At 34.6% G+C, this 22,256-nt stretch carries 26 protein-coding genes; 9 read left to right on the forward strand and 17 right to left on the reverse strand.

Annotation, left to right across the window (positions count from 1 at the left end):
• The first annotated feature begins 15 nt into the window (after positions 1 to 15).
• Positions 16 to 1,587, forward strand: a complete 1,572-nt coding sequence (locus ACMAYX_RS12355; protein ID WP_412470950.1) for a flotillin family protein — start codon at positions 16 to 18, stop codon at positions 1,585 to 1,587.
• A gap of 26 nt (positions 1,588 to 1,613) precedes the next feature.
• Here ACMAYX_RS12355 and ACMAYX_RS12360 read toward each other — a convergent pair whose 3' ends face one another.
• The 9 genes from ACMAYX_RS12360 to ACMAYX_RS12400 all read right to left on the reverse strand — a co-directional run bounded on the left by ACMAYX_RS12360 (position 1,614) and on the right by ACMAYX_RS12400 (position 10,871).
• The gene (locus ACMAYX_RS12360) at positions 1,614 to 2,390 is read right to left on the reverse strand and encodes an MBL fold metallo-hydrolase (protein WP_412472010.1); all 777 of its coding nucleotides are present in this window, start codon (positions 2,388 to 2,390) and stop codon (positions 1,614 to 1,616) included.
• A gap of 4 nt (positions 2,391 to 2,394) precedes the next feature.
• Positions 2,395 to 3,327 (reverse strand): hypothetical protein, encoded by a 933-nt coding sequence (locus ACMAYX_RS12365; protein WP_412472011.1) that lies wholly within the window; start codon positions 3,325 to 3,327, stop codon positions 2,395 to 2,397.
• A gap of 160 nt (positions 3,328 to 3,487) precedes the next feature.
• Positions 3,488 to 5,158, reverse strand: a complete 1,671-nt coding sequence (locus ACMAYX_RS12370; protein ID WP_412470953.1) for a methyl-accepting chemotaxis protein — start codon at positions 5,156 to 5,158, stop codon at positions 3,488 to 3,490.
• 169 nt (positions 5,159 to 5,327) lie between these two features.
• Entirely contained in the window at positions 5,328 to 6,287 is a 960-nt protein-coding gene (locus ACMAYX_RS12375; protein ID WP_412472012.1) for an FAD:protein FMN transferase, read from the reverse strand.
• A complete protein-coding gene (locus ACMAYX_RS12380) occupies positions 6,284 to 6,688 on the reverse strand; it encodes a TlpA family protein disulfide reductase (protein WP_412469991.1) in 405 nt (134 codons plus the stop codon). Before ACMAYX_RS12380 ends, ACMAYX_RS12375 begins: the two co-directional genes overlap by 4 nt.
• A gap of 49 nt (positions 6,689 to 6,737) precedes the next feature.
• Positions 6,738 to 7,901, reverse strand: coding sequence for a DUF3570 domain-containing protein (locus ACMAYX_RS12385; RefSeq protein WP_412472013.1), 1,164 nt, complete (start codon positions 7,899 to 7,901; stop codon positions 6,738 to 6,740).
• A complete protein-coding gene (locus ACMAYX_RS12390) occupies positions 7,888 to 8,055 on the reverse strand; it encodes a DUF4266 domain-containing protein (RefSeq protein WP_392990630.1) in 168 nt (55 codons plus the stop codon). The genes ACMAYX_RS12385 and ACMAYX_RS12390 overlap by 14 nt, the downstream gene beginning before the upstream one ends.
• Before the next feature lie 68 nt (positions 8,056 to 8,123).
• On the reverse strand, positions 8,124 to 9,473 hold the full coding sequence (locus ACMAYX_RS12395; protein ID WP_412472014.1) for a hypothetical protein: 1,350 nt from the start codon (positions 9,471 to 9,473) through the stop codon (positions 8,124 to 8,126).
• A 3-nt stretch (positions 9,474 to 9,476) separates the two neighbouring features.
• On the reverse strand, positions 9,477 to 10,871 hold the full coding sequence (locus tag ACMAYX_RS12400) for a hypothetical protein (protein ID WP_392990627.1): 1,395 nt from the start codon (positions 10,869 to 10,871) through the stop codon (positions 9,477 to 9,479).
• Positions 10,872 to 11,002: 131 nt separating this feature from the next.
• On the opposite strand from ACMAYX_RS12400, the gene ACMAYX_RS12405 reads away from it, so the two are divergent.
• The 3 genes from ACMAYX_RS12405 to ACMAYX_RS12415 all read left to right on the forward strand — a co-directional run bounded on the left by ACMAYX_RS12405 (position 11,003) and on the right by ACMAYX_RS12415 (position 12,616).
• On the forward strand, positions 11,003 to 11,377 hold the full coding sequence (locus tag ACMAYX_RS12405; RefSeq protein ID WP_392990625.1) for a VOC family protein: 375 nt from the start codon (positions 11,003 to 11,005) through the stop codon (positions 11,375 to 11,377).
• A gap of 236 nt (positions 11,378 to 11,613) precedes the next feature.
• Entirely contained in the window at positions 11,614 to 12,363 is a 750-nt protein-coding gene (locus ACMAYX_RS12410; RefSeq protein WP_412463044.1) for a hypothetical protein, read from the forward strand.
• A 10-nt stretch (positions 12,364 to 12,373) separates the two neighbouring features.
• Positions 12,374 to 12,616 carry a DUF6868 family protein gene (locus ACMAYX_RS12415; protein WP_412463045.1) on the forward strand — a complete coding sequence of 81 codons (243 nt, stop codon included), beginning with the start codon at positions 12,374 to 12,376 and terminating at the stop codon, positions 12,614 to 12,616.
• 5 nt (positions 12,617 to 12,621) lie between these two features.
• Here ACMAYX_RS12415 and ACMAYX_RS12420 read toward each other — a convergent pair whose 3' ends face one another.
• Positions 12,622 to 13,365, reverse strand: coding sequence for a hypothetical protein (locus ACMAYX_RS12420; RefSeq protein WP_412472015.1), 744 nt, complete (start codon positions 13,363 to 13,365; stop codon positions 12,622 to 12,624).
• Between the two features lie 51 nt (positions 13,366 to 13,416).
• Entirely contained in the window at positions 13,417 to 13,602 is a 186-nt protein-coding gene (locus ACMAYX_RS12425; RefSeq protein ID WP_412463047.1) for a hypothetical protein, read from the reverse strand.
• A gap of 176 nt (positions 13,603 to 13,778) precedes the next feature.
• Here ACMAYX_RS12425 and ACMAYX_RS12430 point away from each other — a divergent pair, with 176 nt between their 5' ends.
• The 4 genes from ACMAYX_RS12430 (at position 13,779) to ACMAYX_RS12445 (ending at position 17,279) form a co-directional block, all read left to right on the forward strand.
• Positions 13,779 to 15,368, forward strand: a complete 1,590-nt coding sequence (locus ACMAYX_RS12430; RefSeq protein WP_412469995.1) for a methyl-accepting chemotaxis protein — start codon at positions 13,779 to 13,781, stop codon at positions 15,366 to 15,368.
• Positions 15,369 to 15,708: 340 nt separating this feature from the next.
• Positions 15,709 to 16,053: a hypothetical protein gene (locus ACMAYX_RS12435; RefSeq protein WP_392990605.1), complete on the forward strand. Its 345-nt coding sequence runs from the start codon at positions 15,709 to 15,711 to the stop codon at positions 16,051 to 16,053.
• A gap of 73 nt (positions 16,054 to 16,126) precedes the next feature.
• A complete protein-coding gene (locus ACMAYX_RS12440; RefSeq protein ID WP_412463049.1) occupies positions 16,127 to 16,699 on the forward strand; it encodes a hypothetical protein in 573 nt (190 codons plus the stop codon).
• 7 nt (positions 16,700 to 16,706) lie between these two features.
• A complete protein-coding gene (locus ACMAYX_RS12445; protein WP_392990601.1) occupies positions 16,707 to 17,279 on the forward strand; it encodes a hypothetical protein in 573 nt (190 codons plus the stop codon).
• On the opposite strand, the gene ACMAYX_RS12450 is transcribed toward ACMAYX_RS12445, so the two are convergent.
• A complete protein-coding gene (locus ACMAYX_RS12450) occupies positions 17,276 to 17,872 on the reverse strand; it encodes a hypothetical protein (protein WP_392990599.1) in 597 nt (198 codons plus the stop codon). The two genes, ACMAYX_RS12445 and ACMAYX_RS12450, sit on opposite strands and share 4 nt — an antisense overlap.
• Positions 17,862 to 18,656, reverse strand: a complete 795-nt coding sequence (locus ACMAYX_RS12455) for a biosynthetic peptidoglycan transglycosylase (RefSeq protein ID WP_103218795.1) — start codon at positions 18,654 to 18,656, stop codon at positions 17,862 to 17,864. The genes ACMAYX_RS12450 and ACMAYX_RS12455 overlap by 11 nt, the downstream gene beginning before the upstream one ends.
• A gap of 205 nt (positions 18,657 to 18,861) precedes the next feature.
• On the opposite strand from ACMAYX_RS12455, the gene ACMAYX_RS12460 reads away from it, so the two are divergent.
• Positions 18,862 to 19,704 carry a hypothetical protein gene (locus ACMAYX_RS12460; protein ID WP_392990595.1) on the forward strand — a complete coding sequence of 281 codons (843 nt, stop codon included), beginning with the start codon at positions 18,862 to 18,864 and terminating at the stop codon, positions 19,702 to 19,704.
• Positions 19,705 to 19,720: 16 nt separating this feature from the next.
• Here ACMAYX_RS12460 and ACMAYX_RS12465 read toward each other — a convergent pair whose 3' ends face one another.
• The 4 genes from ACMAYX_RS12465 to dapF are packed head-to-tail and all read right to left on the reverse strand — an operon-like array spanning position 19,721 to position 22,208.
• Positions 19,721 to 20,251, reverse strand: coding sequence for a TIGR00730 family Rossman fold protein (locus ACMAYX_RS12465; protein ID WP_412472016.1), 531 nt, complete (start codon positions 20,249 to 20,251; stop codon positions 19,721 to 19,723).
• A 1-nt stretch (position 20,252) separates the two neighbouring features.
• Positions 20,253 to 21,038: a TlyA family RNA methyltransferase gene (locus ACMAYX_RS12470; RefSeq protein WP_103218792.1), complete on the reverse strand. Its 786-nt coding sequence runs from the start codon at positions 21,036 to 21,038 to the stop codon at positions 20,253 to 20,255.
• Positions 21,038 to 21,427: a hypothetical protein gene (locus tag ACMAYX_RS12475; protein ID WP_103218791.1), complete on the reverse strand. Its 390-nt coding sequence runs from the start codon at positions 21,425 to 21,427 to the stop codon at positions 21,038 to 21,040. Before ACMAYX_RS12475 ends, ACMAYX_RS12470 begins: the two co-directional genes overlap by 1 nt.
• On the reverse strand, positions 21,420 to 22,208 hold the full coding sequence (gene dapF / locus ACMAYX_RS12480; protein ID WP_392990592.1) for a diaminopimelate epimerase: 789 nt from the start codon (positions 22,206 to 22,208) through the stop codon (positions 21,420 to 21,422). The genes ACMAYX_RS12475 and dapF overlap by 8 nt, the downstream gene beginning before the upstream one ends.
• Positions 22,209 to 22,256 lie beyond the last annotated feature (48 nt).

Below are 22,256 nucleotides of genomic sequence, written 5' to 3' on the forward strand. Positions count from 1 at the left end.
TAAGGGAGATTACTCATGCTATTTAGTACTTTTGGAATTATGGGGATAATTGTTGTTCCTGTTTTAATCCTTCTTTTTGCGGCAATCTTTTTATCAAAACAATATAAAAGATGTCCATCAAACCAAATCTTAGTTATCTACGGAAGTGTAGGTACAGGACAATCTGCAAAATGTATTCATGGAGGAGGTTCGTTTGTTATTCCTCTTTTACAAGATTATACATATCTATCACTTGAGCCGCTTACAATTGAAATCGATTTAAGAAGTGCACTTTCTAAAAAGAATATTAGAGTAAATGTTCCGTCAACATTTACAGTTGGTATTTCAACGACTTCAAACATCATGACGAATGCAGCAGAACGTCTTCTAGGTCTTTCGACAGGTGAGATATCAAATCAGGCCCAAGATATTATTCTAGGGCAAATGCGTCTTGTTATTGCAACTCTTGCTATTGAAGAGATCAACCAAGATAGAGAGAAATTCTTAGATCTTGTTAATAAGAACGTAAATCTTGAGCTTAATAAAATAGGTCTAGATGTAATTAACGTAAACATTCGAGATATTACAGATGAATCAGGATATATTGAAGCCATTGGTAAGAAAGCTGCCGCAGAAGCAATCAATAAAGCGAAAGTAGAAGTTGCTGAGCAAGATAAAGATGGTGCTATTGGTGAAGCAAACGCTAATAAAGAAAAAGAAGTTCAAGTTGCCAACCAAGTTGCTGAATCTGAAGCTGGACAAAAAGAAGCTGAGAGAAATAAGAGAATTCGTATTGCAAAATACGAAGCAGAAGGTGTTACAGGAGAAGCTGCTGCATTGAGAGAGCAGGAAGTTGCACAAGCAAAGCAAAGAGCGATTACAGAGCAAGGAAAAAAAGAAGCTTTAAAAGAGCAAAGAGTTTTCGTTGCAATCCAAGAAGCAGAGTCTGTTAAGGGTGAGAATGAGTCAAAAGCAAATATTGCAGAATACGATGCAACCCTAAAAGAAAAGCAAGCCGATGCGGCAAAGCGTGGTGAAGTAGCTCTCGCTCAAGCACAAAAAGCTGTTCTAGAAGCACAAAAACTAGAAGAGATTGCAAGACTTGAAAAAACAGAGCTTGCACAAGAAGAGATTAATAAGAGAAAAGTAGAAATTACAGCAGAAGCAGAAGCCGAAAGACAAAGAAGAATTGCAAAAGGTGAAGCCGATGCAATTTTAGCGAAATATGAAGCTGAGGCACAAGGTATTCAAAAAGTTCTTGAGGCCAAGGCACAAGGTTATCACAAACTAGTTGAAATTGTTGGTGATGATAAGAGGCTTGTTCCTACCCTACTTATGGTAGAACAACTTCCAGAAATCATCGCACAACAAGTTAAGGCCGTGCAAGATCTTAAAATTGATAAAGTTACTGTATGGGACGGTGGCGGAAATAGTCACAATGGAAAGAGTGCTACGTCAAACTTTCTAAGTGGGCTAATCAATTCACTTCCAGCAGTACACGATCTAGCCAAGCAAGCAGGTGTTGAGCTACCAGAATTTCTTGGTCAGCTAACACCAACAGAAAACAAAGCCATTGAGAGTGTCCCTCCAACAAGTCACAATCAATAAAACAATGGCCTTCTTAGTAGTAATTACTAAGAGGGCCTTGTTATTTTTTTAATAGCAGTTCTTGCTAACATTAATAAAATAGAAGGAAGAGTTGTAATATGTCTTCGTGGCCTTTGTGGCGTCGAATCGATTAATCTCTGAATACGTTCTTTAGGAATTGTAACACGTCCATAATGTGCAATTAAAAAATCTGAAATTTCTAAATCAATATAGCGCTTAAGTGATTTTTTATATTCTGAAGGATTAAAGAGTGGGTATGGCCTTGCTGTAAATTTTGGTGAACCTATAAAGTTATCTGCAACATAAGCAAGCTTTGTATCACTGTGATAAATAGTTAAATCAATATCGGTATGCCCAGAAGTCTCAAGAATCTCCCACGATTCAAACCCAGGAACTCTCATACCTTCGCTCAAGACAAGATCAAGATCAATTTTTCTTGGAAAGAGAACATTTTTAACCCCTCTCTTTTTGTTAACTGCAACCATATAAGTAAGAAATATATCGACACAGTAAGTGAAGAAACCAGTTATACCGCTATACCAATCATTTAATCCTTGAGGTCCAGCAACAGTAACACCAAGTTTTTTAAAGTAACTAAGTCCGCCAACATGATCCGGATGAGCATGTGTTGAGATCACGAGTTTAAGATCCTTAAGAGTTTTTCCAAGTTGGTTTTCGATATAGTCATTAATAATGGCCACATCAGGACGACAACAACCATCTAGTAGCAGAAGAGAGCCGTTCTCTTCCACTATATAGATCGTTTGAATATAACCTTTAAGTTGATGTAATTTATAATTCATAGAATTATATTATACTCACAAAATTCTCATAGCGCACAGGTTTGCGTCCATTAGATAATGCAGTTTTAAATGAACTTAAATTGGAGTAATCAATTGTTCCCCAAACATAATCAGCATCATTTGTATTTTCTACAACAAATTTTCTCTGAATTGCTTTAGCAAGTCCCTTCCCCTTCCACTTTTTATCAATGAATATTTCATGGAAATAAATACCATCATGACCTAAAAACGCAGAGCGTTCAGCAGAGATTAAGCCAATTTGTTCATCTCCTAAGAAGACTAATTGTAGGAGCCCTTGCTTCATAGACTCCTCCATCGACTCATGAGTGTTTACACACACTTTCTTAGAAAGCTCTGGAGCATCACGATTAAACTCTTCGTAACCACTTCTATACCAGTTGTAATAAGAGTCATCATTAATAACCTTAAAACTCAACTCTTCCTCTAATGGCCAAGACTTAAGAGATTTCATTTCTCTAGTTGTCGTAACTAAATAAGTTGCAGCGATCATATCTACATCTCTTAACTTCAACGATGAATGAAAACAGATATAAAGTGGTTTAAATTTAACAAACTCATGTTTAACATTCTCGTATAAACTGAGTGCTTCATTTGTCGTTAAATTGAAATTAGCAAGAAATTGGATAAATGGAATATCAACATTACCACCCATATGACGAATTCCATAGATTAGCTTTCTATCATCATCGAACTGAATAACTCTTTCTCTATATTCCTCTGCAAAAACTCCATCAATTGAAAAATAAGAATGCCGTTCTTGCATTACTTCATAAGAATTTAGCTCTTCAAATTCTTCTTTGATTTCAGCGCTAATATTACCAAGTGCTAAACCAATATCAATTTTAAATTCACTTAGATTAAATGTGTCTAATTGCGCCTGTGCAAAAGAATGCACATCATTTTTATTTAAATTCATTTATTTACCCTTTGTATAATTTGATCATTAAAAGGGCATATTTGAAATCTATTTTTAACTGACTCGCAGAGACAAAACGGTGAGAAATTAATGTCAAGATAGATATATCTCTAAAATACACTTAAGCTTAAATCATAAGCTTAAGTGCATTTGGGGTTATTTAAGCGGCCATCTTGTTAGGAGATGACTCCGAGGAATTTTCTTCACCAAGAATAAGTTTTTGGATATTTACGATTGATCCATTTACAGATCCGACCTGTTGTTGCAATTGTTGTGCAATTCCAGACGTTTCTCTAGCAATACCTGTATTCGACTTAGAAAGTACATCAACTCTAGAAATTGAACTTTGTAGTTGAGAAATACCACTAGACTGTTCTTGAGTCGCTGATGAGATTTCAGCGATAGAAGATGAAACACCTGCAACACTTGTAACAATATTTTCAAGAATATCTTCACACTCTTTTGCGATATTTGTACCACTTGTTACATTGCTTCTTGCTGATTCAACGACACTTGTAATCCTTTCCTGTGATTCACTTACAATATGATTTACTTGATCAACACTTGAAGAGAGCATATCAGTGATCTCAACTGCAGCTACACCACTCATCTGTGCAAGTTTCCCAACTTCCTCAGCGACAACTGCAAATCCTTTACCGGCTTCTCCTGCTCTTGCCGCTTCTACTGAAGCATTAAAAGATAGAAGTTTAGTTTGAAAAACAATGTCATTAATAATTTGAGTCTTTTCATCAATGCTGTTTATTAGTGTAGCAATCTCTTTCATTTTATCATTGTTGATATCGAGTTCTTTAACAATAGTATCAATACTTCCATTAATTGAGTCCATTGAGATATTCATATCTCCTACAATGTCCTTCCCCTTAGAAGCTTTATCTAAACTCTCTGTCGCTAGCTCATTTGATCTCTTTGCATTTTCTGCTGTCATTCTAACCATTGAGCTTATCTCTTCTAGAGAAGCACTAGATTCATGTAATGAAGAGTCTTGATTTTCACTTGAAGCTGAAAGTTTTTGAGATGAAGATGAGATATTATCTGCACTGGCAGTAAGAAAGTTAGAGCTATTTGATAGTATGTCTAAAGTATTTCTAATTGATGTTGAGATCTTATTAGCAAAGATAATTCCGATTACAAGACAACTTGAAATACCTGATATTGTTAAAATGATTAGTAATTTATTAATAAATGCGATTGTTTTAGAAGTCTCTTCAGATAATTTAGCGGCTTTAGTAATTTCATCTCGAATACTCTGATTATATTGATCTAGTGCATATTGAAAGTCTGCTGCTGCTTTTGGGCAATGAACTAAAAATATATCTAATAGTTTTGCACGAGACTGAACATCATATACTTTTGCTAGATTGATTGCTTCAACACCAACTTTCTTAAAGCTGGCCCATTGTGCACCTAACTTATTATATAACTCAAGTTCTTCTTTTGTTTTAATCATAGTTTTAAGTTCAGATGCAGCTTCCTCATATTGGCCAACTACTTTTAGAGCTCCTTCAATGGCCGCAAAACGATCCTCTTTACTCAAATTATCTAAACCAAGAGTTCTAACTTGAATTCTCGTTTTTTGATAATTTACATCCATCCTATTTAATAATGTTGTTCTAGGAATAACACTTTGATTAACTTCATCTGAAACTTCAATAAACTTTTTGAAGCCAAATAAAGCAACACCACCAATAATCAAACTTACTGATGACATGAAAAAACACAATAGTAATAATTTCTTTTTAAAACTTGCTCTGAACATTTTTTTTACTCTCCGATGAATGCTTAACGCCCCACTCTTTACTCTAGATTCCATACACAGTATTTACGAAGATAATTTATTGAATTCTCTAAATACTTAAGAACACTTCGTCACCTCCTGTATTTTTATTTAGATAATAAATAAAAAAACTTTCGATCACGCCAAGTAAACAAGGCATATTGATCAAGTAAATTGAAAATTCAGCTACTTGGGATTTATTGATTTATAGTCCAAAAGAAGAAAGTGCTCTAACCGAAAGATGAGTTTTGCCGTTTCTATCAATCACAAAACCAATAAGTTTCTTATTATCTAAATATCTAATTGCTTCAATGACATCTAAATTCATTAGAATAGTGGCCGTAGTATCGGCTTCAACTGTATGTTCTGCAATAACAGTACAAGCTATTATTTCATCATTACTAAAACCACTTCTTGGATTCACAATATGATGATCACTCATCCCCTCACTGTAAGGATTGAAGTGAATATAACCGCCAGAAGAAGCAATACTTCCTGTCGAAACTTGTAATACTCCGATGGACTTTGATGAATCTGCTGAAAAAGGATTTTTAATACCGATACGCCAGGCTCTTGGTGCGCTTGGTAGCGAGTGTACACGAATATCTCCTGAACCATTTATATAGAAGTTTGAAATACCTTCTTTTAATAATAGCTCATAAATCATATCAATCGCATAACCTTTACCAATACCACCAAGTCCAATTCGCATTTGTTTGAAAGGAAGAAAAATGCATTTAGAAAAATAATTCATCTGAATATTGCGATAATCAATAAAAGCTTTCATCTGTGTTCGCTCAAGTAGACTTAGTGTTCTACCATTCTCTTTAGCTTCACGCCATAAATGGCCGATTGTTGCAAATGAAATATCAAATACACCATTAGATTCTCTTGATATCCTATTTGCGATCTTAATAATATTCCAAATCTCATCATCAACCTTAACTGGTCTAATTCCTGCATACTTATTTATTTCATTAAATGGACTCTCTTCAAAGTCTGTAAATTTCGACTGAATACGAAGGACTTCCTTTTCTGCTTTATGAAAAATTTTTAATACATCCTCACGAGATAGAAAGCTTTGTGGAAAGCAAAGAAGTTGAAATTCTCCGCCCATGGCAGAAAACCTATATTCACAAGTTAGTTGATTTTCGTTATGAATCAAAACGATATTTCCTTTGGTGGCCGATCTGAGCTGTATAAAATATTTCGATTTTTATCGATAATAATAGAGCGTGGCAGCTCAGTTACTCCTAGTTGTTTTGAAACTCTTCGGTCACTATCTTCAAGGATAAGGTAAGAGAATTTATTCTTTGTTAAAAATCTTTTTATCTTTTTTCTTTTCTCTCCAGCATTGATTGCAATGAAAAGTATTTTTTTATCTACATATTTAGACTTTAGACCTTCTAGCTCATCGATTTCCTGGATACATGCGCTACACCAAGATGCCCAAAAGTTTAAATAAACTCTTTCATAGTTTTTAGAATAATGAGCTAGATTAAATTCTTCTTTTGTGTCGTAAATAGGAAGTGTAAAATTATCAATTTTGTTCGCAAAAATATTCATTTTTATGAAAAAACATATAATTAAAAGTATGGACTTCATCATTGCCTCCCTAGAATAGAAATCCAATAGAGGATTGAATATATGCATATATTAGGCCATTTGAGCGTTTGGCAAATGTGGCCCCATTATTCCAGATAATATCTTCAAATTCAGTACCATAAATATTTTTAGAATCGTAATTACTAGAAAGAAAAGCACTTAGCTCATAGGATGAAAAGTCCGCGAGATCGGAGTCACTTGTCATAAAATCCTTAGCAGTCACAAATGAGTCTTGGTAGTACTTAACACTTGTTTGATTATGATAACGAAGCGCAAGCTCGAAAAAATTTTCATCATCATTAATTTCTTTAAGCAAAGCAAGTCTTAAAGTGTGTGCCCTCAAATCCCATTGATCAAAGTAATAACGATATGAGATATTTGTAGCGACTTCATCACTATAACCATGAACCCATTTAGAAGAGATTGCGTAGCGACTTCGAGTTTCAGGTAATTTCTCTACTTGCCTTATACCACCAACAGAGACTGAACTGGCAGTTGACTCTAAATACTTACTGGCATGTACAAATGTAAAGTCCATTTGCATAATGTCTTGTCTTGTTAATATTTGCGACGCTGTCAAACTCGCTGCAAAGATATCACGTGGCAGGAAATCTGAGATTTTGGCCGTAGGAGGAGAGCTTAAGTCCTCAAATAACATTACCTCATCATTATAGTATTGAAGATTTAACCCTAATGTAAAATTGTCCTTGGCCATTGACCTCTGAACGCCTAAACTTGCATTAAAGGATCGATAGTCGTACTCAGAAGAGAATCCAATTGATGCACTTGTTTCCCAATCACTAACTTCTTTGCGCACACCAATATTACCTGAGAATCGAGATTGCTCTTTACGACCTGCTCCACTGGCCCCTGTCGCTCCATCAAGCTTTGTATCAGAAGCAGCAGTCCAAAAATCAAAAACAAAATGTGCATTAATAGCAGTACTTTCTGTTATTTGATGTTCTATAAAGATCATAGGCTCAATAACATTTGCTTCTTCCTTTCCGGAGTCATCATAAACTTGATTACCTTCATCACCATTTTGATGATAAATATTAAAAAGTAGTTTAAATTTGGTTTTTCCACTTTCCATCATTTCAGCAAATGTATTTTTTGTTGCAAGAAATAACAAGATACTTCCAAACAATACTTTATTGAGATTAGTTACATCCACATCCACCCCCAACAGCATTTGTACCGCCAACAGCACCTTCTCTAAAAGCACGTACTTCATTTTGAAAAATACTTTCTTCAGGATGGGGATCTAGTTGCATAATTTGTTTTGATAATAGTCCACGATCAATTTGATCGACATTAGCGCAAGACATAAATATTAGTAAAAATATAAATATATAGATTTTCATGGGTATCCTTTTTCACACTCACATCACCTAAGCTATTTTGGAGTCAAAGGACAAAGTGCATCTAGCACTAACGAAGGTGACTTAGTAAAATCATCAAACCATTTACACTCTGACAGATCTCTATAATGATTTGAAAGAAATATTTGACCATTTAATTTTTTACTACAGAGTGAAACAGAGTTCTCCTCACCACTTTGTAAATTTGTTAATTTATCTTTTAAACTTTTTAAAGCTTCTTCTGTAAGAATTTGGTAGATAGTTGCAAGTGCAATTCCAGCTCCGTCAGAGTCGAGATGATTTACAAATAATTTCTTCTCATTACCACGAAGGGGCCAATCCCTTAGCATTTGATTGCGACAAACTTCGAAACGTTCTACGATACTTGCTTCATAAGCAATTGCATCACTCATTAGTCGTGCGACTTCCATATTTTGATAGAAGTTAAACCAATGTGCACGAGATGGCTCAAAAGGTATGGGCTGCTTTGAACTACGTACAAGATAATTATAAAATGAAGTTTGAAATTGATCGTTATAACCCCAAGGAGTGTATTCCATTGCCATATAAAGACCAGCATCTGACGAAAGCATTGTAGATTTTATTTTTGATACGAGAATTCTAAATTCTTCAATATCTCGAAGGTTTTGAATTGGCACAGAAAGTGGATTAACCCCACGAAATTCTGCATAGAGAACAACTGCACGATTAGCTAATTCTCTATTCAATTGTGCTCTTAGCTTTGGCTCGGCCGCTGAATCAAATAAACGAATATATGCTTCAAACAAATTTGTGAAGACTGTGTCATCACCATCTGCACTTCGATTGAATACAATTGTGAACCAAGCACCTGCATATTTATTAAAAGAATTCACATAGCCACTACTACATAACTCACTAAAGCCAAAAAAATCACCATTCACAATTAATTGATTATATCGTGTATTTATGTCGACATAATCAGTATCACGCTCCCGTGCATATGTAGTTTTATGTAGTGCGATTTGGAATGCATTCGTTATTTTTTGATCTTGTGCCTTAAGTATTTTATCAACATGACTACTATAAATATTATTATAATATTTACTGAAGAATGGATTAAATAGGTTTGTTCCAATCACTTTTTGATGAAAATCAAGTTGAATGTTAGATTGCTGTGTGCCTTTAAAGTTCTCGAGATTGAAACATGTATTTGATTGTTTAAATAGTTTTCTTGAAAAACCATCCAGTAATTTAAGATGACCATTAATTTGTGTCACGCGAGGATCATCAATGTAGATTGATGAGTGAAAGTTTTCTTCATTTATTGTATTTTGTAGAGGAAGGGCCATTGAACTGGCCCCGCCTAGGAAAATCACTAAAAATATTTCTAATATTCTTTTCATATATTATGCATCATCAGGAATTATCACTCTGGCCAACTCTGGCATACAGTAGTTATCTAAAAGTGGTGAAACAGGAACCCCCGTAAGTCTTGCTTCAACACACGCAGGTATATTTCTAAAATGTACTTGATCAATACCCTGCTCATGGATTGCCTTAATACAGGCCAAGGCTCCAGTTTCTGGCTCAGGTGTAGGCTCAGCTTGACCATAATTGAAAATATAATTTGCGATTAAGTATTCCTCCACCTTATCAGTTGAAAGAACAGCATCAAACGCCTCTAATGAAATTTCGGAACTCTGACTATTCGGTTGAGAAAGATTTGAGAAGAATGTGTTCTCTGGTTCGTACCCTCCTCCAAAGTCGTCATCAATATTCAAATACTCATCTTCTAAAATTCGTCGACAATTACTTGCTTTAAAATATTGATCTACTTGAGCTCTATCAATACGATCTAGCTCGCTTATAATTTCAGCATTTGCTTCTAAATTCTTCTTTTTCTCAAATAGTAACTTATCTTCTTCATCTTCAAGTTCTAAGAGATCTTGAAATTGAGTATTTTCAATCCAAGGTGCTACTTCCATTGTCGTTATACGACCAGCGTTTGGATCTTGCATTGTTTTTACAACATCACGTACAGAATCTTTAAAGCTGTCTATGTCAGTAGGAATAATATCCGCTAGTTCGCCTTTACCAAGCCCATATGCCCAAATATTGATTTCAAGTCGTTTTGTTTGAGTTTCAGTTCTAAACTCAGTTGATATCGTTGTATCAGTGGATCCACCAGAGAAGAACCCTCGCATTTTAGATTTTAACTCTAACTCAAAATTGACATCTCTTTCAACTGAAGTCGTACGGTAGCGTAGAAGACCAAGAAAGCTAGAGTGTCTCCCAATCGAGCGAACATAATATGGCCCACAGGAATCAAAGAAACCAACCACATCCCCTTTAGTTAAGAGACTTGCAGCACTCTCGCTTAAATCACTATTTCCTTCTGATAAAGAATGGTAGTAACTATCAACATCAATGTCTGCAAATATATAGTGGTAGTGATAGGTAGTATTGCCTTCTACTTCTGAAAAGACATTTACATTATTTTTAAGGAATAAAAATTTAAATGTATTCTTCGTTTCAAATGAACGGCGATATTGTGTTTCCCAATCTTGTTCAATTTCAATGTATCGATATTTTAAGTCATAAGATGGTTGTGTAGTTTCGATCTTACTCAAACAAGTACTTTGATATGTATTTGTAGCTATTGAATATCCCCTGCCAAGTACTGGCGCAATTCCTAAATCTTTTAAACGGTTGTCACGAATTACTCTCGATGAAGCAGAAACAGACGTTGCGACCGTTGAGATAACGGCCAAGGCAACTGCCATATTTGTTAACTTTTTCACATATCCTCCTATGATATTGTTCAGTCCCGAAAAAAATTTGTATATTAAATAAATGCCAGTGAGTAAATCATGTCAAATTAAGCTAAGGTTAAAACAAGACAATTAAAACTAACTCAAAACACGGAGTCTTTATGAGCATGAAAGCAATAGGTATTGCATGTAAAAAAATTGAAAACTCTCTCAGGTTTTACGAACTTCTTGGATTAAAATTTGAAAAGTTTGGTGAAGGACACTATGAAGCGAAAACACAGCAAGGAATCAGAATTATGCTCGATTCGCATGAATTATTAAAAGAAATAAATAACGAATGGAAAGAACCTGTTACTCCAGGAATCACTCTTTGCTTTGAACAAGAGTCATCGAATGATGTTGATCAAATTTTTGATAAAATCATCAAAGCTGGATATCAGAAAGAGAAGAAACCCTGGGATGCTTTCTGGGGTCAAAGATATGCATCAGTGAGAGATCCAGATGGTAATCAAATTGACATATTTGCTCAACTTTAAAAAACAAAAAAAAGGCCCTCGCATAAATGCGAGGACCTCTTTCGATGCCCACAGACAGTAGCTGCGAGCTGAGCAGTCATCCAGAAAGGATTCCTACCATCTTCATAATAGCAGAAAAACAGGTTCATACATTTAATTTCATCTTAATTTTTCCAAATCATAAGCACGTAAAAACTAACCTATTGTTAAGTATGCTTTGGTCTAATAAAATAGATTTATCTAAATTGGAGGCTTAAATGTTAAAATCCCTAGTACTTTTAAGTACGTTACTGATTACTTCTTGTGCAACTAAGGTACATGGACTTAGAAAAACCGCAGATTTTACATATTCAAATGTACAAAATGGACGCCTCACTATTGCTGGAATAGTTCATACAAGTGAGAATTGGGATTATAAAAAACAGATAACAACAGCAAATCAATTTCGAGTTGAATTACAAGAAAAAAGAAGAGATCTAGTTGTCGATAACGCTGGACCTTTAATTAAAAAGATTGGCCGAGGGTTATATCGAGAACTACTAAGAGAAGTAGAAGAAGATGGAATCCTTAGTGAAAACTCACTTACAATACTTTCTCAAAATGTAACGAATCGTCGCTATATAGTATTTGGAAGAGTAGAAAGTGATATTGTTGAAAATGATAGAACTGAAACGGCACTAACGAATTCAGAAGGAAAAGAAACCGGTGATAAAAGTCTTACGACAACAACAAAAAGAAGCATGGATATCAATTTCTCTGTTTACGATATTAGAAATAAATATCTTGCCTGGAATGGTGTTATAAAAAAAACAGATCGTAATGATTTAGAATACACTATTAGAAAAAGAAACGGTGTTGATCAGATCATCGATCTTGTTGAAGCATTTTCATCAAAAAATGCTGAGAGTATGAACAAGAAGTATCCGTTCCCTAAAGCACCTGTTGATCGAGATATTTTATCTTATGCATTCAAAGGATTTGCTGAAAATCTTCCTCAAAAAGACTAAGGTTATAACAATGAATTTCGAAACATTCACATCATTCCTAGGGTATTGTTCTATTATAAATATGAGCTTTTTACTACTATCAACTTTTATGATTTTAGTATTAAAAAAACAAGTCATTGAGATACATTCAAGTATGTTTGGTATTAAAGAAAAGAAGCTCCCTAAGATGTATTTTAAATATTTAGCAAACTTCAAATTACTAGTGATTGTCTTTAATATTACACCATATCTAGTTCTAAAGTTTATTTTATAAAGCTATTACTGGAAAACTAATTCAATCTCTTCGAGAGGAATTTGCACAACTTCTGTTGCGTCATGAACACTTGTGAGTTCTGCAAATTTCCTATCCTCAGATAGCACGATTACACCATCTTCAACTTCACCATTGTTAAGTCGTACAGATACAAATTCACCTTCATAGGTTTGTACTTCTTTTCTCGCAGCAGCAGAAGGATCAAATGAAGAGAAATGATAAACCTCTTCTAAAGGAATCTGATATTTCACCCCTTGTAAATTTTGAAAACTAATAGTCTCACCATCTGTTTTAAAATTTTGACCTTTTATATCCTCAAACTCTAAATTATTTAGAACTCGAACTATTATATGATCTGCACTTGTTTTATTAATTTCAGCAGCAAGAAGTAAACGATATATTTCAACTGAGTTAAGCTCTTTTCCGTTAATTGTTGATATTTCATCATATGAAATTAACTGGTGGCTACCGTAACCTCTAATTTCGATACCACCACGTGCATAAGCAACAATTTTCCCGTTAACCTTTCTTTCATTATCTTTAAGCACAAGATTAACTTTCGCATAAGGCTCAATAACTTTAGGACCTAGGAAAGAGCTAATTGCGCTCATACAATTTTTAACAAGCCCTTCACTTGCGATTGATCGCTGGATTGTTCTTGATTGTTCAATATAGTTTTCAGTAAAGTAAAAAGTAGATGCACCAATTGCCAGTACGGCCACCCCGTACTTTAAGTCTTTTATATTCATAGGGTTCTTATCGACAACCCGAGCATTTTACTTGAGTATTTTTAATGAATGTTACTTTTCTTTTAGCTTCTTAATACAAGCTATTAATAATAGGACAGCACCTGCCTCATCGAGATTGCCAACATATGGAATATTATCTGGGATTATTTCAATTATTCCTGCAGTGGGATTTAAAAGATAAATCACAGAAATAATCAAACCTATGAATGGAAATATTTTGTTTGAAAGTAACTTCATTTATTTTCTCACCAATATTAGTTTTACTCAGATAAATTGTAACAAATTTAATTTCAAACTTACAAAATTGTTAGCTCTTCGAACATAAAAACTGATTAACATCACTAACAAATACATTTCTTTTACCGAAGTTATAGCAAGAATCTTTAGAAAATGTATAGAAAATCAGGAGTATTATGAAAACGTTTGTGAAAAGTCTAAGTTTAAATACTAAGATAATTTTAATGGCCCTCATACCATTCTTTATCTTTACCTCAATCTTCATTGCCTATTCTTATAGCTCAACAAAAGCTGCTCTCTTACAAGAGAAGAAGAATCAAATTGAAGACGTTACTAAGACTGCTTATCATTTTCTTGAATCAATGGATGAGAAAGTTAAGGCCGGAGAATATTCGCTAAAGGAAGCCCAAGAAATTACTAAGCATTACATAGCATCAATTCGTTATGGACGAGATATGGATGATTATGTTTGGATTAACGACCTTGAGCCAAGAATGATCGTTCACCCTAGTAATAGCCTTCAAGGAAAAAGTGTTAAGACATTTGTTGATAAAGCGGGGAAACCACTTTTTAATGACGTTGTTGCACTTGTAAAAAAACAAGATAAAGGTTTCGTTAACTATATCTGGAATAGTAAAACAGATAGTAATAAGTTTGTTGAAAAGTATTCTTACGTTGAGTTATATAAACCTTGGGGCTGGGTACTTGGTACAGGAATTTATGTTGATGATGTAAATGACTATATCTTTAGTGTATTTCTCAATCAGGCCATGTTTGGTTTCGTAGGACTACTAATCATCGGTGCACTTTTTACTTACGTATTAAAAACAAGTGTTTCTAACCCTCTTCTAACGATGGCAAATCAACTTAAAGAAACATCTCTTCAAGTTGCTAATGGTTCTAAAATTACTTACAACACTTCAACACAATTATCGGCTGCAACAAATGAACAAGCAGCTTCACTTCAAGAAACTGTTGCCTCAGTTGATGAAATATCATCAATGATTCGTCGAAACACTGAGTTTGCAGAGGATTCGAAAAAATCGGGTGAGCTTTCAGAAATGGAAGTACAAAATGGTAAACGCACGATTGATGAAATGCTTTATGCAATTGAGAATATTTCTAATAGTAATACTGATGCTATGAAGAAAATGGAAAGCAGTAACGGGCAAGTACAAGAGATCTTGAATATCATTAAAGAAATTGAAGATAAAACAAAAGTAATTAATGATATTGTTTTTCAAACAAAGCTGCTCTCTTTCAACGCTTCTGTTGAAGCTGCAAGATCGGGAGAAAGTGGAAAAGGATTTGCAGTTGTTGCAGAAGAAATTGGCTCACTCGCTTCAATGTCGGGAGCAGCATCAGATGAAATAAAAGTTTTAATTGATGAATCAATCAAGAATGTAGAAGCAATTGTTTCTGGTACAACAACAATGGTGAATGAAGTTATTCAAAGTAGCTCAAAGACAGTCGAAGCTGGTCGCCAGAAAGCAGGACAATGCAAGGAAGTACTAGATAAGATTGTATTCAATGTACAAAACGTAAATGGAAAAATCACAGAGATTGCAAGTGCATGTAACGAACAAACACAAGGTGTAAATGAAATTACAAATGCAATCAGATTAATTGATGAAACAACAATACAAAACAACAATTCTGCACAAGAAGCCTCACGCTCAGCGGCCAACCTTAAAGGCCAAGCAGACAATCTAGACGACATTGTAAGGCTAGTAATAGATCTCGTCGGTGGTGATAAGGCCGCCTAACCATAAATAACCTTGTGAGTAGGGCCCCTCCCTACTCACTCCCTATTTTCAAGTATTTACAATTTTCAATTCAACCTGTTTTATATACCAAACTTTTATTTGACATTAACTACCAAGGTGTTATTATAGTTACAGATTTAGGATTTATATCGGTTAGATGATGTGTTTCAGTATACTTTAATCACTTCTACTTTCTTTTTTATAGCAATTCATTCTTATATATCTTTTTGAACATTCCCAAATACACATCTGACCGTATAAATTTCCTAATATGATTCTTAACTCAAATATCCCAGTCGTTTTCTTTACTCTTTAGTATTTTCCAACGTAAAATATTTATATGGAAAAAAAATTTGAAACATTATTCTATTTTATGAATGAGAATGTATCGATTATCGAAGTAAAAAAGTTGGGATTAGCTGATGACGCTCCAAAGTCAGAAATCTATCACTGGTTTTTTATTTTGAACGAAGAACTCTCTTTAGATAAACTTAAGTTTGAATCTTCATTTGTAGATCAGGTCAATGGCAATGAAATTAATGTGCGTACTTTTGAAAATGCGGAATTTCGTTTTGATGATAGTTTTGGCAAATTTCAAAACAAAGAAGGTGGCCATATTATTATGAAAGTACCTAACAATATCCTTCCAAAACCGCTCTCAGAGCTTATTTCAAACAACATATAAAGAACTTTTTTCTCTCTTAAATAAATTTTAATAATACTTAACAATGAGTTTAAGATTTATTTAAGGGAGAGATATGAAAGTTTTATTTCCAATTTTAATTCTATTTTTATTAACTTCATGTGCAGCAAAATATGGAATAGTTGCTGGTGCACAAATGCCATCATATGAAGAAGAAGCAACAATCAACGATCTCATGAGTGGAACAAGTACAACTCTTCCTCGTTTTAAAAATAGTGGGTTTGGTTATCATATTGGTATCTCAGAAGAAACAGATATTCTACTTACTAAAATTACTTATTTTGCTAATAGCTATGACAAGAAGTCATATACATATGAAAGCGTAACTGAAGATTATTCAATTGAAGAAAGTGGAATCGAAATTAGTACAGCATTTAAACTTTGGTGGTTTCAACCACTTTTCGGTGTGAAATTTTATAATTCAGAGTATACAGGCGAAACAAATAGCAATGAAGGAACATATGCTTCATTTATTTTTGGACTCGACTTTGAAGTGCCTATCTCTGATCGCTTCTATGTTTATACAGGTTATCATTACGAAAAAGGCTATAAGACTAACATCACAACAGAAGTTGATTACTATCACTACAATTATGTTGTTGGCCTAAGATACAATTTTTCAAAGTAAGTAATTAATGAAACTAGTATTAATTTCACTTTTATTTATTTTAACATCTTGTGCTGAAAAGTATGGAATTATCGGTGGTGCCCAAAAGTCGACAGTATATTATGAAACGACATCTTGGGATTACTCGATGGGATTTGAATCTTATGAAATTGATTATAAGAATAAATCAGATACATACTTTATCGGCATGTCTTTTGAAAACGATATTTTCATTGGAAAATTTAGTTACTTTAAAAGCTCATATAAAGACAAGTTAATTGACGAAAATGGCACTGACCAGATTGCGAAATACAATGAGAATGGCTTTGAACTCACATATAGCTTTCCTTATAAATGGCTTCAACCACTTGCAGGAGTAAGACTTATAAAAAATGATTTTGAAAGTAGTAATCAAAGTTCATTTGAAAGAACCTTATTCTTTGTTATAGGCCTTGATGTTGAATATAAATTCAACGAACGCTTTGCTCTCTATGCTGGATATCATTATGATATAGAAATGATGTTTTTATATTCGAGTGCCAATGATGAAAAAAAATATCATTCAAATATTGTAGCTGGTTTTCGCTTTATCGTATTTTAAGACTTAAACTTATCCCACAACTCTAGGAGCTTTATTGGAATAGGCTCCTTAAGTTGTGATATCTTATATTGCTCATAAAGATACTTATTAGCTCTATCCTCTGCGCTTTCATACAAATCATTGCGTTCTTCTTGAATTGATAGATCACTTTGACAGTTCCCACCATCCTCTTGATTCGCTTCACATGGATTAAATGCAATACATCCGTAAGGTTTATGATCAACACCTAGTCCACAACCAAAACTTGGATAAAAATAGAAAGGGCATGTATATGACTTTCTAAAAAACTCTCCAGGGCCTATTTGAATATACTTATCTAGGCGAAACTCTGAAATACAATCTTCAAGCCTTTTCTTAGTTTCATCATTAAGAAGATTCTTCTCTTCAAGAACGGCCATAGCCTCTAGAGCCTCAATTGAAGTCATTTGCATCGAATTTGCTTCATACGTACAACATCGGCCAGTACACTTAAGACAATCAAGACCAGAAGCTTCATTAGCAAACATTTGCTCGACAAGAAGCTCTCGACGCTTCTTTGCTGGTTTCAATGATGTATTTGAATATACTTGCTCCAAGGCACTTTTAAAGCTCAAAGAATTCCTCTTCTAGTATTTGCTTACTTCCACTTTCTTTAACAGTTACCTGCTCAAATGAAAGGGCTTCCTTTTGATAGGCTAACATCTCTTCTTCCGATATGGCCTTAGTAACTTTCATTTTTCGAAGGATTGAGTTAACTGTTGTCGTTGCATACTCAGTTAGCTTTTTGTCTCTAAACGATTGTGAATAAATTTTTGGATTAGGAAGTAACATTGCTAAAAAAGCAGATTCTTTTGGATTTAAATCAGCAGGGCGCTTTTTAAAATAGTACCAACTTGCGTCTTTTATTCCATACAAGCCTTTTCCAAATTCAATGACATTCAAATAGGTTTCAAGAATACGATTCTTTGATAACTTTTCTTCTAAATACATTGTCGTAAAAAGTTCAAAGACTTTTCGTTCAAGACTTCTTTCACTCTTAGTATAAAGATTCTTTGCAAGCTGCTGAGAAATTGTACTTGCACCTCTCAACTTCTCACCTTTTAAGTGATCAGTAACAGCATGATAGATTTGTCTAAAGTCGACACCTTGGTGCTCATAAAATGACCAATCTTCACTAACAATGAAGGCATAGTAAACATGCTTCGGCATAGTATTGATATAGGCCCAATTGCGAGGTCTCTTACTTGTTACAAGATAAGACACATCTTCATTCTTTACAGTCGTTTTAACATAACCACTGGCCAGTCTATTAATGTTTAGAACGGGCACACGTGATAATACATAGCCTGCTAAGACAAATAGAAAGAGGATAAATAGGAACGTAATTTTCTTGAACATTTCTCGCACTTTAACACAAAAACTCGATTCTTGAATAGTCTATCAAAGTGAACAACTACTGTATCAATGAATGTAAATTTAACAACTTAGACTCAACTAAAGCGGCATTATTTACCCTTTTTTCTAAGAGCTCATCAAATTCTACGTAAAGCATGACTTTATCCCGATTTTGTTTGTAACCACACACAATCAAACGGAGTTGTTTATGTTGAAGAAGTCATGTCAAATGATAGCGGCATCCTATTGCCTAATTTTCACCAATATTTCCACGGCCTATGCCAATGATCTTAATGAGAAACCAGCATTTCCTATTGGAAAAATCAACCAACTGAATGCTAATTATACAAGTCCTAAAGGGACGGGAACAAGTAAAGAAATTTCAATTAAGGGCTTTGGAGACTTTATCAATCCAAATCTAGAAGTTGAAAACTATGGTGGAACATTAATCTTCTCTATTGATAACGAATCTTTTGAGTTAGACCTTTCATCACTTCAAATCAACGATGCCGATAAAATTGGAATCTCAAATATTAATTACAATAACGGCGACACTAATATTGGATTGAACTTAAACCAAGTACAAGCTAGTGGAGAAGGATTTTCAACTCGTCTATCCGGAACAAGCTTAGAGTGTCAAAAGCAAAGCCGTGAAGGTAATGAATACGAGCAGCTTCTACAAAACTGTTTTAATTATCTTAGTCTAAATGTTGGTAGTGCCTTTTTTCAAAGTAGTGAGAGAAGTTTCTACAATCTAACAAATGAATATGAAACTCTTGGAAGTGCTGTCGAAATTGATGACTTAAAGCTTAATATTCGTGGTGGAAAGTTTGATGGCCACCTTAAAGGAAATGTTTCTAAAGGTGTAAAAGTTAAGTTTGAAGGACGTGCATCTTACGACCTTGGAAATAAAATTGTTAATATTAGAATTGATAAGGCAAAAGCTGGACTATTTAATGTTCGTCGTACAATTTTCAAAGAATTAGAAAGATTTGAAAATGATAAAATAGAAATCGACGAGCCCAATATTTATATTATTCTACAAGAATAAAATATATGAGAGGATCTTAATTGATCCTCTCCATTAATTCTTCATTTGAATTTAAAATCGTAATCAACTCAAAGTGCTCTTTCGAGATAAATCCCTCAGCAACTGAATTTTCAATATGTTTAATTAAGTGATCAAAGTAGCCGTTTACATTAACTAAATAGATTGGCTTCTTGTGATATTGAAGCTGTGCCCATGTTGTAATTTCAAATAATTCATCAAGTGTTCCAAACCCACCAGGATAAGTCACGAAGACATCTGAAAGCTCATACATTCTTTCTTTGCGAGTATGCATTGTATCCACTTCTATAAACTCAGTTAGACCTTGATGCCCTACTTCCCAATCAATAAGAGACTTTGGCATAACACCAATAACGTGTCCGTCTTTAGCCAGCATTGTATCTGCAATCTTTCCCATTACACCAATAGAGGCACCACCATAAACGAGGTAGTGGTCATTACCGACAAGCTTCTCACCTAAGTCTTTGGCATAATTTAGATACGTTTCACCCTTTCCACTTGATGATCCACAAAATACACATACTCTCATTTTATTCTCCAACTTCTTTATTCAAATCTTCTAGCGAAAGAAGAGATTTAGCGTTCTTCTTTAAATATAAAAAGTATTCTTGATTTCCACTCTTACGTCCTTTAATTACACAAGGCTTAAATCCAAGAATCCCAAGTCCCATGGCCTCACATTGAATCTTCATTTCTTCAACGGCCCTTAGAACATAACTATTATCTTTTACAATTCCCTTCTTACCAATACCATCTCTTCCAACTTCAAATTGAGGTTTAAAAAGAACGATCATTTCAGCATCGTCATTACTGATATCAACTAAATTTTTCCAAATCAAGTTCAGGGAAATAAATGAAAGGTCAACAACACAAAGATCAACAGCTTTGTCTAACTTATGAAGCTCCCTTATATTTGTTCCTTCGAGGTTTACCACTCTAGCATCACTAACAAGACTTGGTGCAAGTTGTCCATGCCCAACGTCAATGGCAAAGACTTTAGAGGCTCCATGATTTAGGCAAAATTGCGTAAAACCACCAGTGCTGGCACCAACATCTGCGACTAATTTATTCTCAATAATAACATCAAATGCTTCGAGGGCACCGGCAATTTTATGAAAGCCACGGCCAACTTCTTCGCTACTTTCATTAAGTTGAACGTCATCGCTACTTGAAACTTTATATGACGTTTTAGTGACAACTTTACCCGCAACAGTAACTTTACCATCACCTATTACCTGTTGGGCACGACTGCGAGTAGCAACAAGGCCAAGCTCGACGAGTTTCTTATCTAATCTTTCAAAATTTTCTTCAGACATTAATGAACTACTGGTTTGATTTTAATTTTTGTTTTTTGACCAAGCTCAGGTTCACTGAAAACAACATCACCCTCAGTTCCTAAATTAAGACTCAGTTCAAAACTCTTTGAGAGCGTTTTGGAAAGAACTCTCCCTTCTATTCTAACCATAGCACCTGGGCCATAGATTTCACCGCTATCAACAAATTGACCACTTAAGAGAAGATCGATCTTACTCTTCATCACAAATCGACTCATCTTTTCTGGCTGAATATTTTCTATGAAGTGAAGTTCACTCATGAGAATCGTTTGCCCTTCGAAGTCCTTTTCATGAGTCATCACAACTTCCACAAAAATTGTGGCATATGTGTTTAGACATAGAAGGAGAAGTAATAAAAACTTTTTAATCATTAAATTCACCAGTATAGACAAGTTTTGTCTGGCCCCCTAGATAGATGAAGCCATCGACTCTTTTAACAAATAGTATACCACCATTTGTGAGAAATTCTATTTCGTCTCTATGTTCATATTCCTTATCCCACAGCATACATGCCGCTGCGACATTCCCCGTCCCACAAGCAAAGGTCTCGGCTTCGACCCCACGCTCATATGTTCGAATACGCCACTCACCTTCATCAATTTGATTAATGAAGTTAGCATTTGAGCCTCGAGGGAAATCTTCATCAAAGCGAATGCGTCTGCCAACAGAATCAACATCAACTTCTTGCGCGTCATAGACCATAAATACACTGTGTTCAACACCAGTATTAATATAGTACGAATCCTGAGCATCTTCATATTTGCTAGAGAGATCGTATAGGTCAGCATCTTTAATGACGGCCATGTGAACCCAGATCACATCACCTTCAATACCCGAAGAGTAGAGCCCACTTCCCGTGGTAAATTTAAAGTCAGTATTCTTTGTTTGCGTCGTACGGCGATAGAAGTCAGTAATGGCGCGAGTTGCGTTTCCACACATACTCTCTTCATTGCCATCGGCATTGAGGTAGCGCATATGAAAGTCATACTTGTCACTACTTTCCAGAAAAACCACACCATCGGCACCAATGCCAAAGCAGCGCTGACATAGTTGCTGCCATTTTTGTGTGTTGCCAACGTCTTGCTTCCCATCGCGATTATCAATGAGAATGAAGTCATTTCCATTAGAGCTATACTTACTAAACTTTGTCATAAATTAATCATTTCATTATTTTGCGTATTTGACTACTCCCGCCAATTA

It is taken from the genome of Halobacteriovorax sp. RT-2-3 (assembly GCF_047085075.1).
In the GTDB taxonomy this organism is placed as follows: domain Bacteria; phylum Bdellovibrionota; class Bacteriovoracia; order Bacteriovoracales; family Bacteriovoracaceae; genus Halobacteriovorax_A.

Excerpts from the sequence above, each read along its gene's own strand:
- ACMAYX_RS12380 (WP_412469991.1), bottom strand. The coding sequence starts at position 6,688 with ATGAATATTTTTGCGAACAAAATTGATAATTTTACACTTCCTATTTAC.
- ACMAYX_RS12460 (WP_392990595.1), top strand. The coding sequence starts at position 18,862 with ATGTTGAAGAAGTCATGTCAAATGATAGCGGCATCCTATTGCCTAATT.
- ACMAYX_RS12440 (WP_412463049.1), top strand. The coding sequence starts at position 16,127 with ATGAAAGTTTTATTTCCAATTTTAATTCTATTTTTATTAACTTCATGT.
- ACMAYX_RS12390 (WP_392990630.1), bottom strand. The coding sequence starts at position 8,055 with ATGTCTTGCGCTAATGTCGATCAAATTGATCGTGGACTATTATCAAAA.
- ACMAYX_RS12425 (WP_412463047.1), bottom strand. The coding sequence starts at position 13,602 with ATGAAGTTACTTTCAAACAAAATATTTCCATTCATAGGTTTGATTATT.
- ACMAYX_RS12475 (WP_103218791.1), bottom strand. The coding sequence starts at position 21,427 with ATGATTAAAAAGTTTTTATTACTTCTCCTTCTATGTCTAAACACATAT.
- ACMAYX_RS12355 (WP_412470950.1), top strand. The coding sequence starts at position 16 with ATGCTATTTAGTACTTTTGGAATTATGGGGATAATTGTTGTTCCTGTT.
- ACMAYX_RS12370 (WP_412470953.1), bottom strand. The coding sequence starts at position 5,158 with ATGGAATCTAGAGTAAAGAGTGGGGCGTTAAGCATTCATCGGAGAGTA.
- dapF (WP_392990592.1), bottom strand. The coding sequence starts at position 22,208 with ATGACAAAGTTTAGTAAGTATAGCTCTAATGGAAATGACTTCATTCTC.
- ACMAYX_RS12395 (WP_412472014.1), bottom strand. The coding sequence starts at position 9,473 with ATGAAAAGAATATTAGAAATATTTTTAGTGATTTTCCTAGGCGGGGCC.
- ACMAYX_RS12455 (WP_103218795.1), bottom strand. The coding sequence starts at position 18,656 with ATGTTCAAGAAAATTACGTTCCTATTTATCCTCTTTCTATTTGTCTTA.
- ACMAYX_RS12410 (WP_412463044.1), top strand. The coding sequence starts at position 11,614 with ATGTTAAAATCCCTAGTACTTTTAAGTACGTTACTGATTACTTCTTGT.
- ACMAYX_RS12360 (WP_412472010.1), bottom strand. The coding sequence starts at position 2,390 with ATGAATTATAAATTACATCAACTTAAAGGTTATATTCAAACGATCTAT.
- ACMAYX_RS12430 (WP_412469995.1), top strand. The coding sequence starts at position 13,779 with ATGAAAACGTTTGTGAAAAGTCTAAGTTTAAATACTAAGATAATTTTA.
- ACMAYX_RS12365 (WP_412472011.1), bottom strand. The coding sequence starts at position 3,327 with ATGAATTTAAATAAAAATGATGTGCATTCTTTTGCACAGGCGCAATTA.
- ACMAYX_RS12420 (WP_412472015.1), bottom strand. The coding sequence starts at position 13,365 with ATGAATATAAAAGACTTAAAGTACGGGGTGGCCGTACTGGCAATTGGT.
- ACMAYX_RS12435 (WP_392990605.1), top strand. The coding sequence starts at position 15,709 with ATGGAAAAAAAATTTGAAACATTATTCTATTTTATGAATGAGAATGTA.
- ACMAYX_RS12465 (WP_412472016.1), bottom strand. The coding sequence starts at position 20,251 with ATGAGAGTATGTGTATTTTGTGGATCATCAAGTGGAAAGGGTGAAACG.
- ACMAYX_RS12405 (WP_392990625.1), top strand. The coding sequence starts at position 11,003 with ATGAGCATGAAAGCAATAGGTATTGCATGTAAAAAAATTGAAAACTCT.
- ACMAYX_RS12445 (WP_392990601.1), top strand. The coding sequence starts at position 16,707 with ATGAAACTAGTATTAATTTCACTTTTATTTATTTTAACATCTTGTGCT.
- ACMAYX_RS12415 (WP_412463045.1), top strand. The coding sequence starts at position 12,374 with ATGAATTTCGAAACATTCACATCATTCCTAGGGTATTGTTCTATTATA.
- ACMAYX_RS12470 (WP_103218792.1), bottom strand. The coding sequence starts at position 21,038 with ATGTCTGAAGAAAATTTTGAAAGATTAGATAAGAAACTCGTCGAGCTT.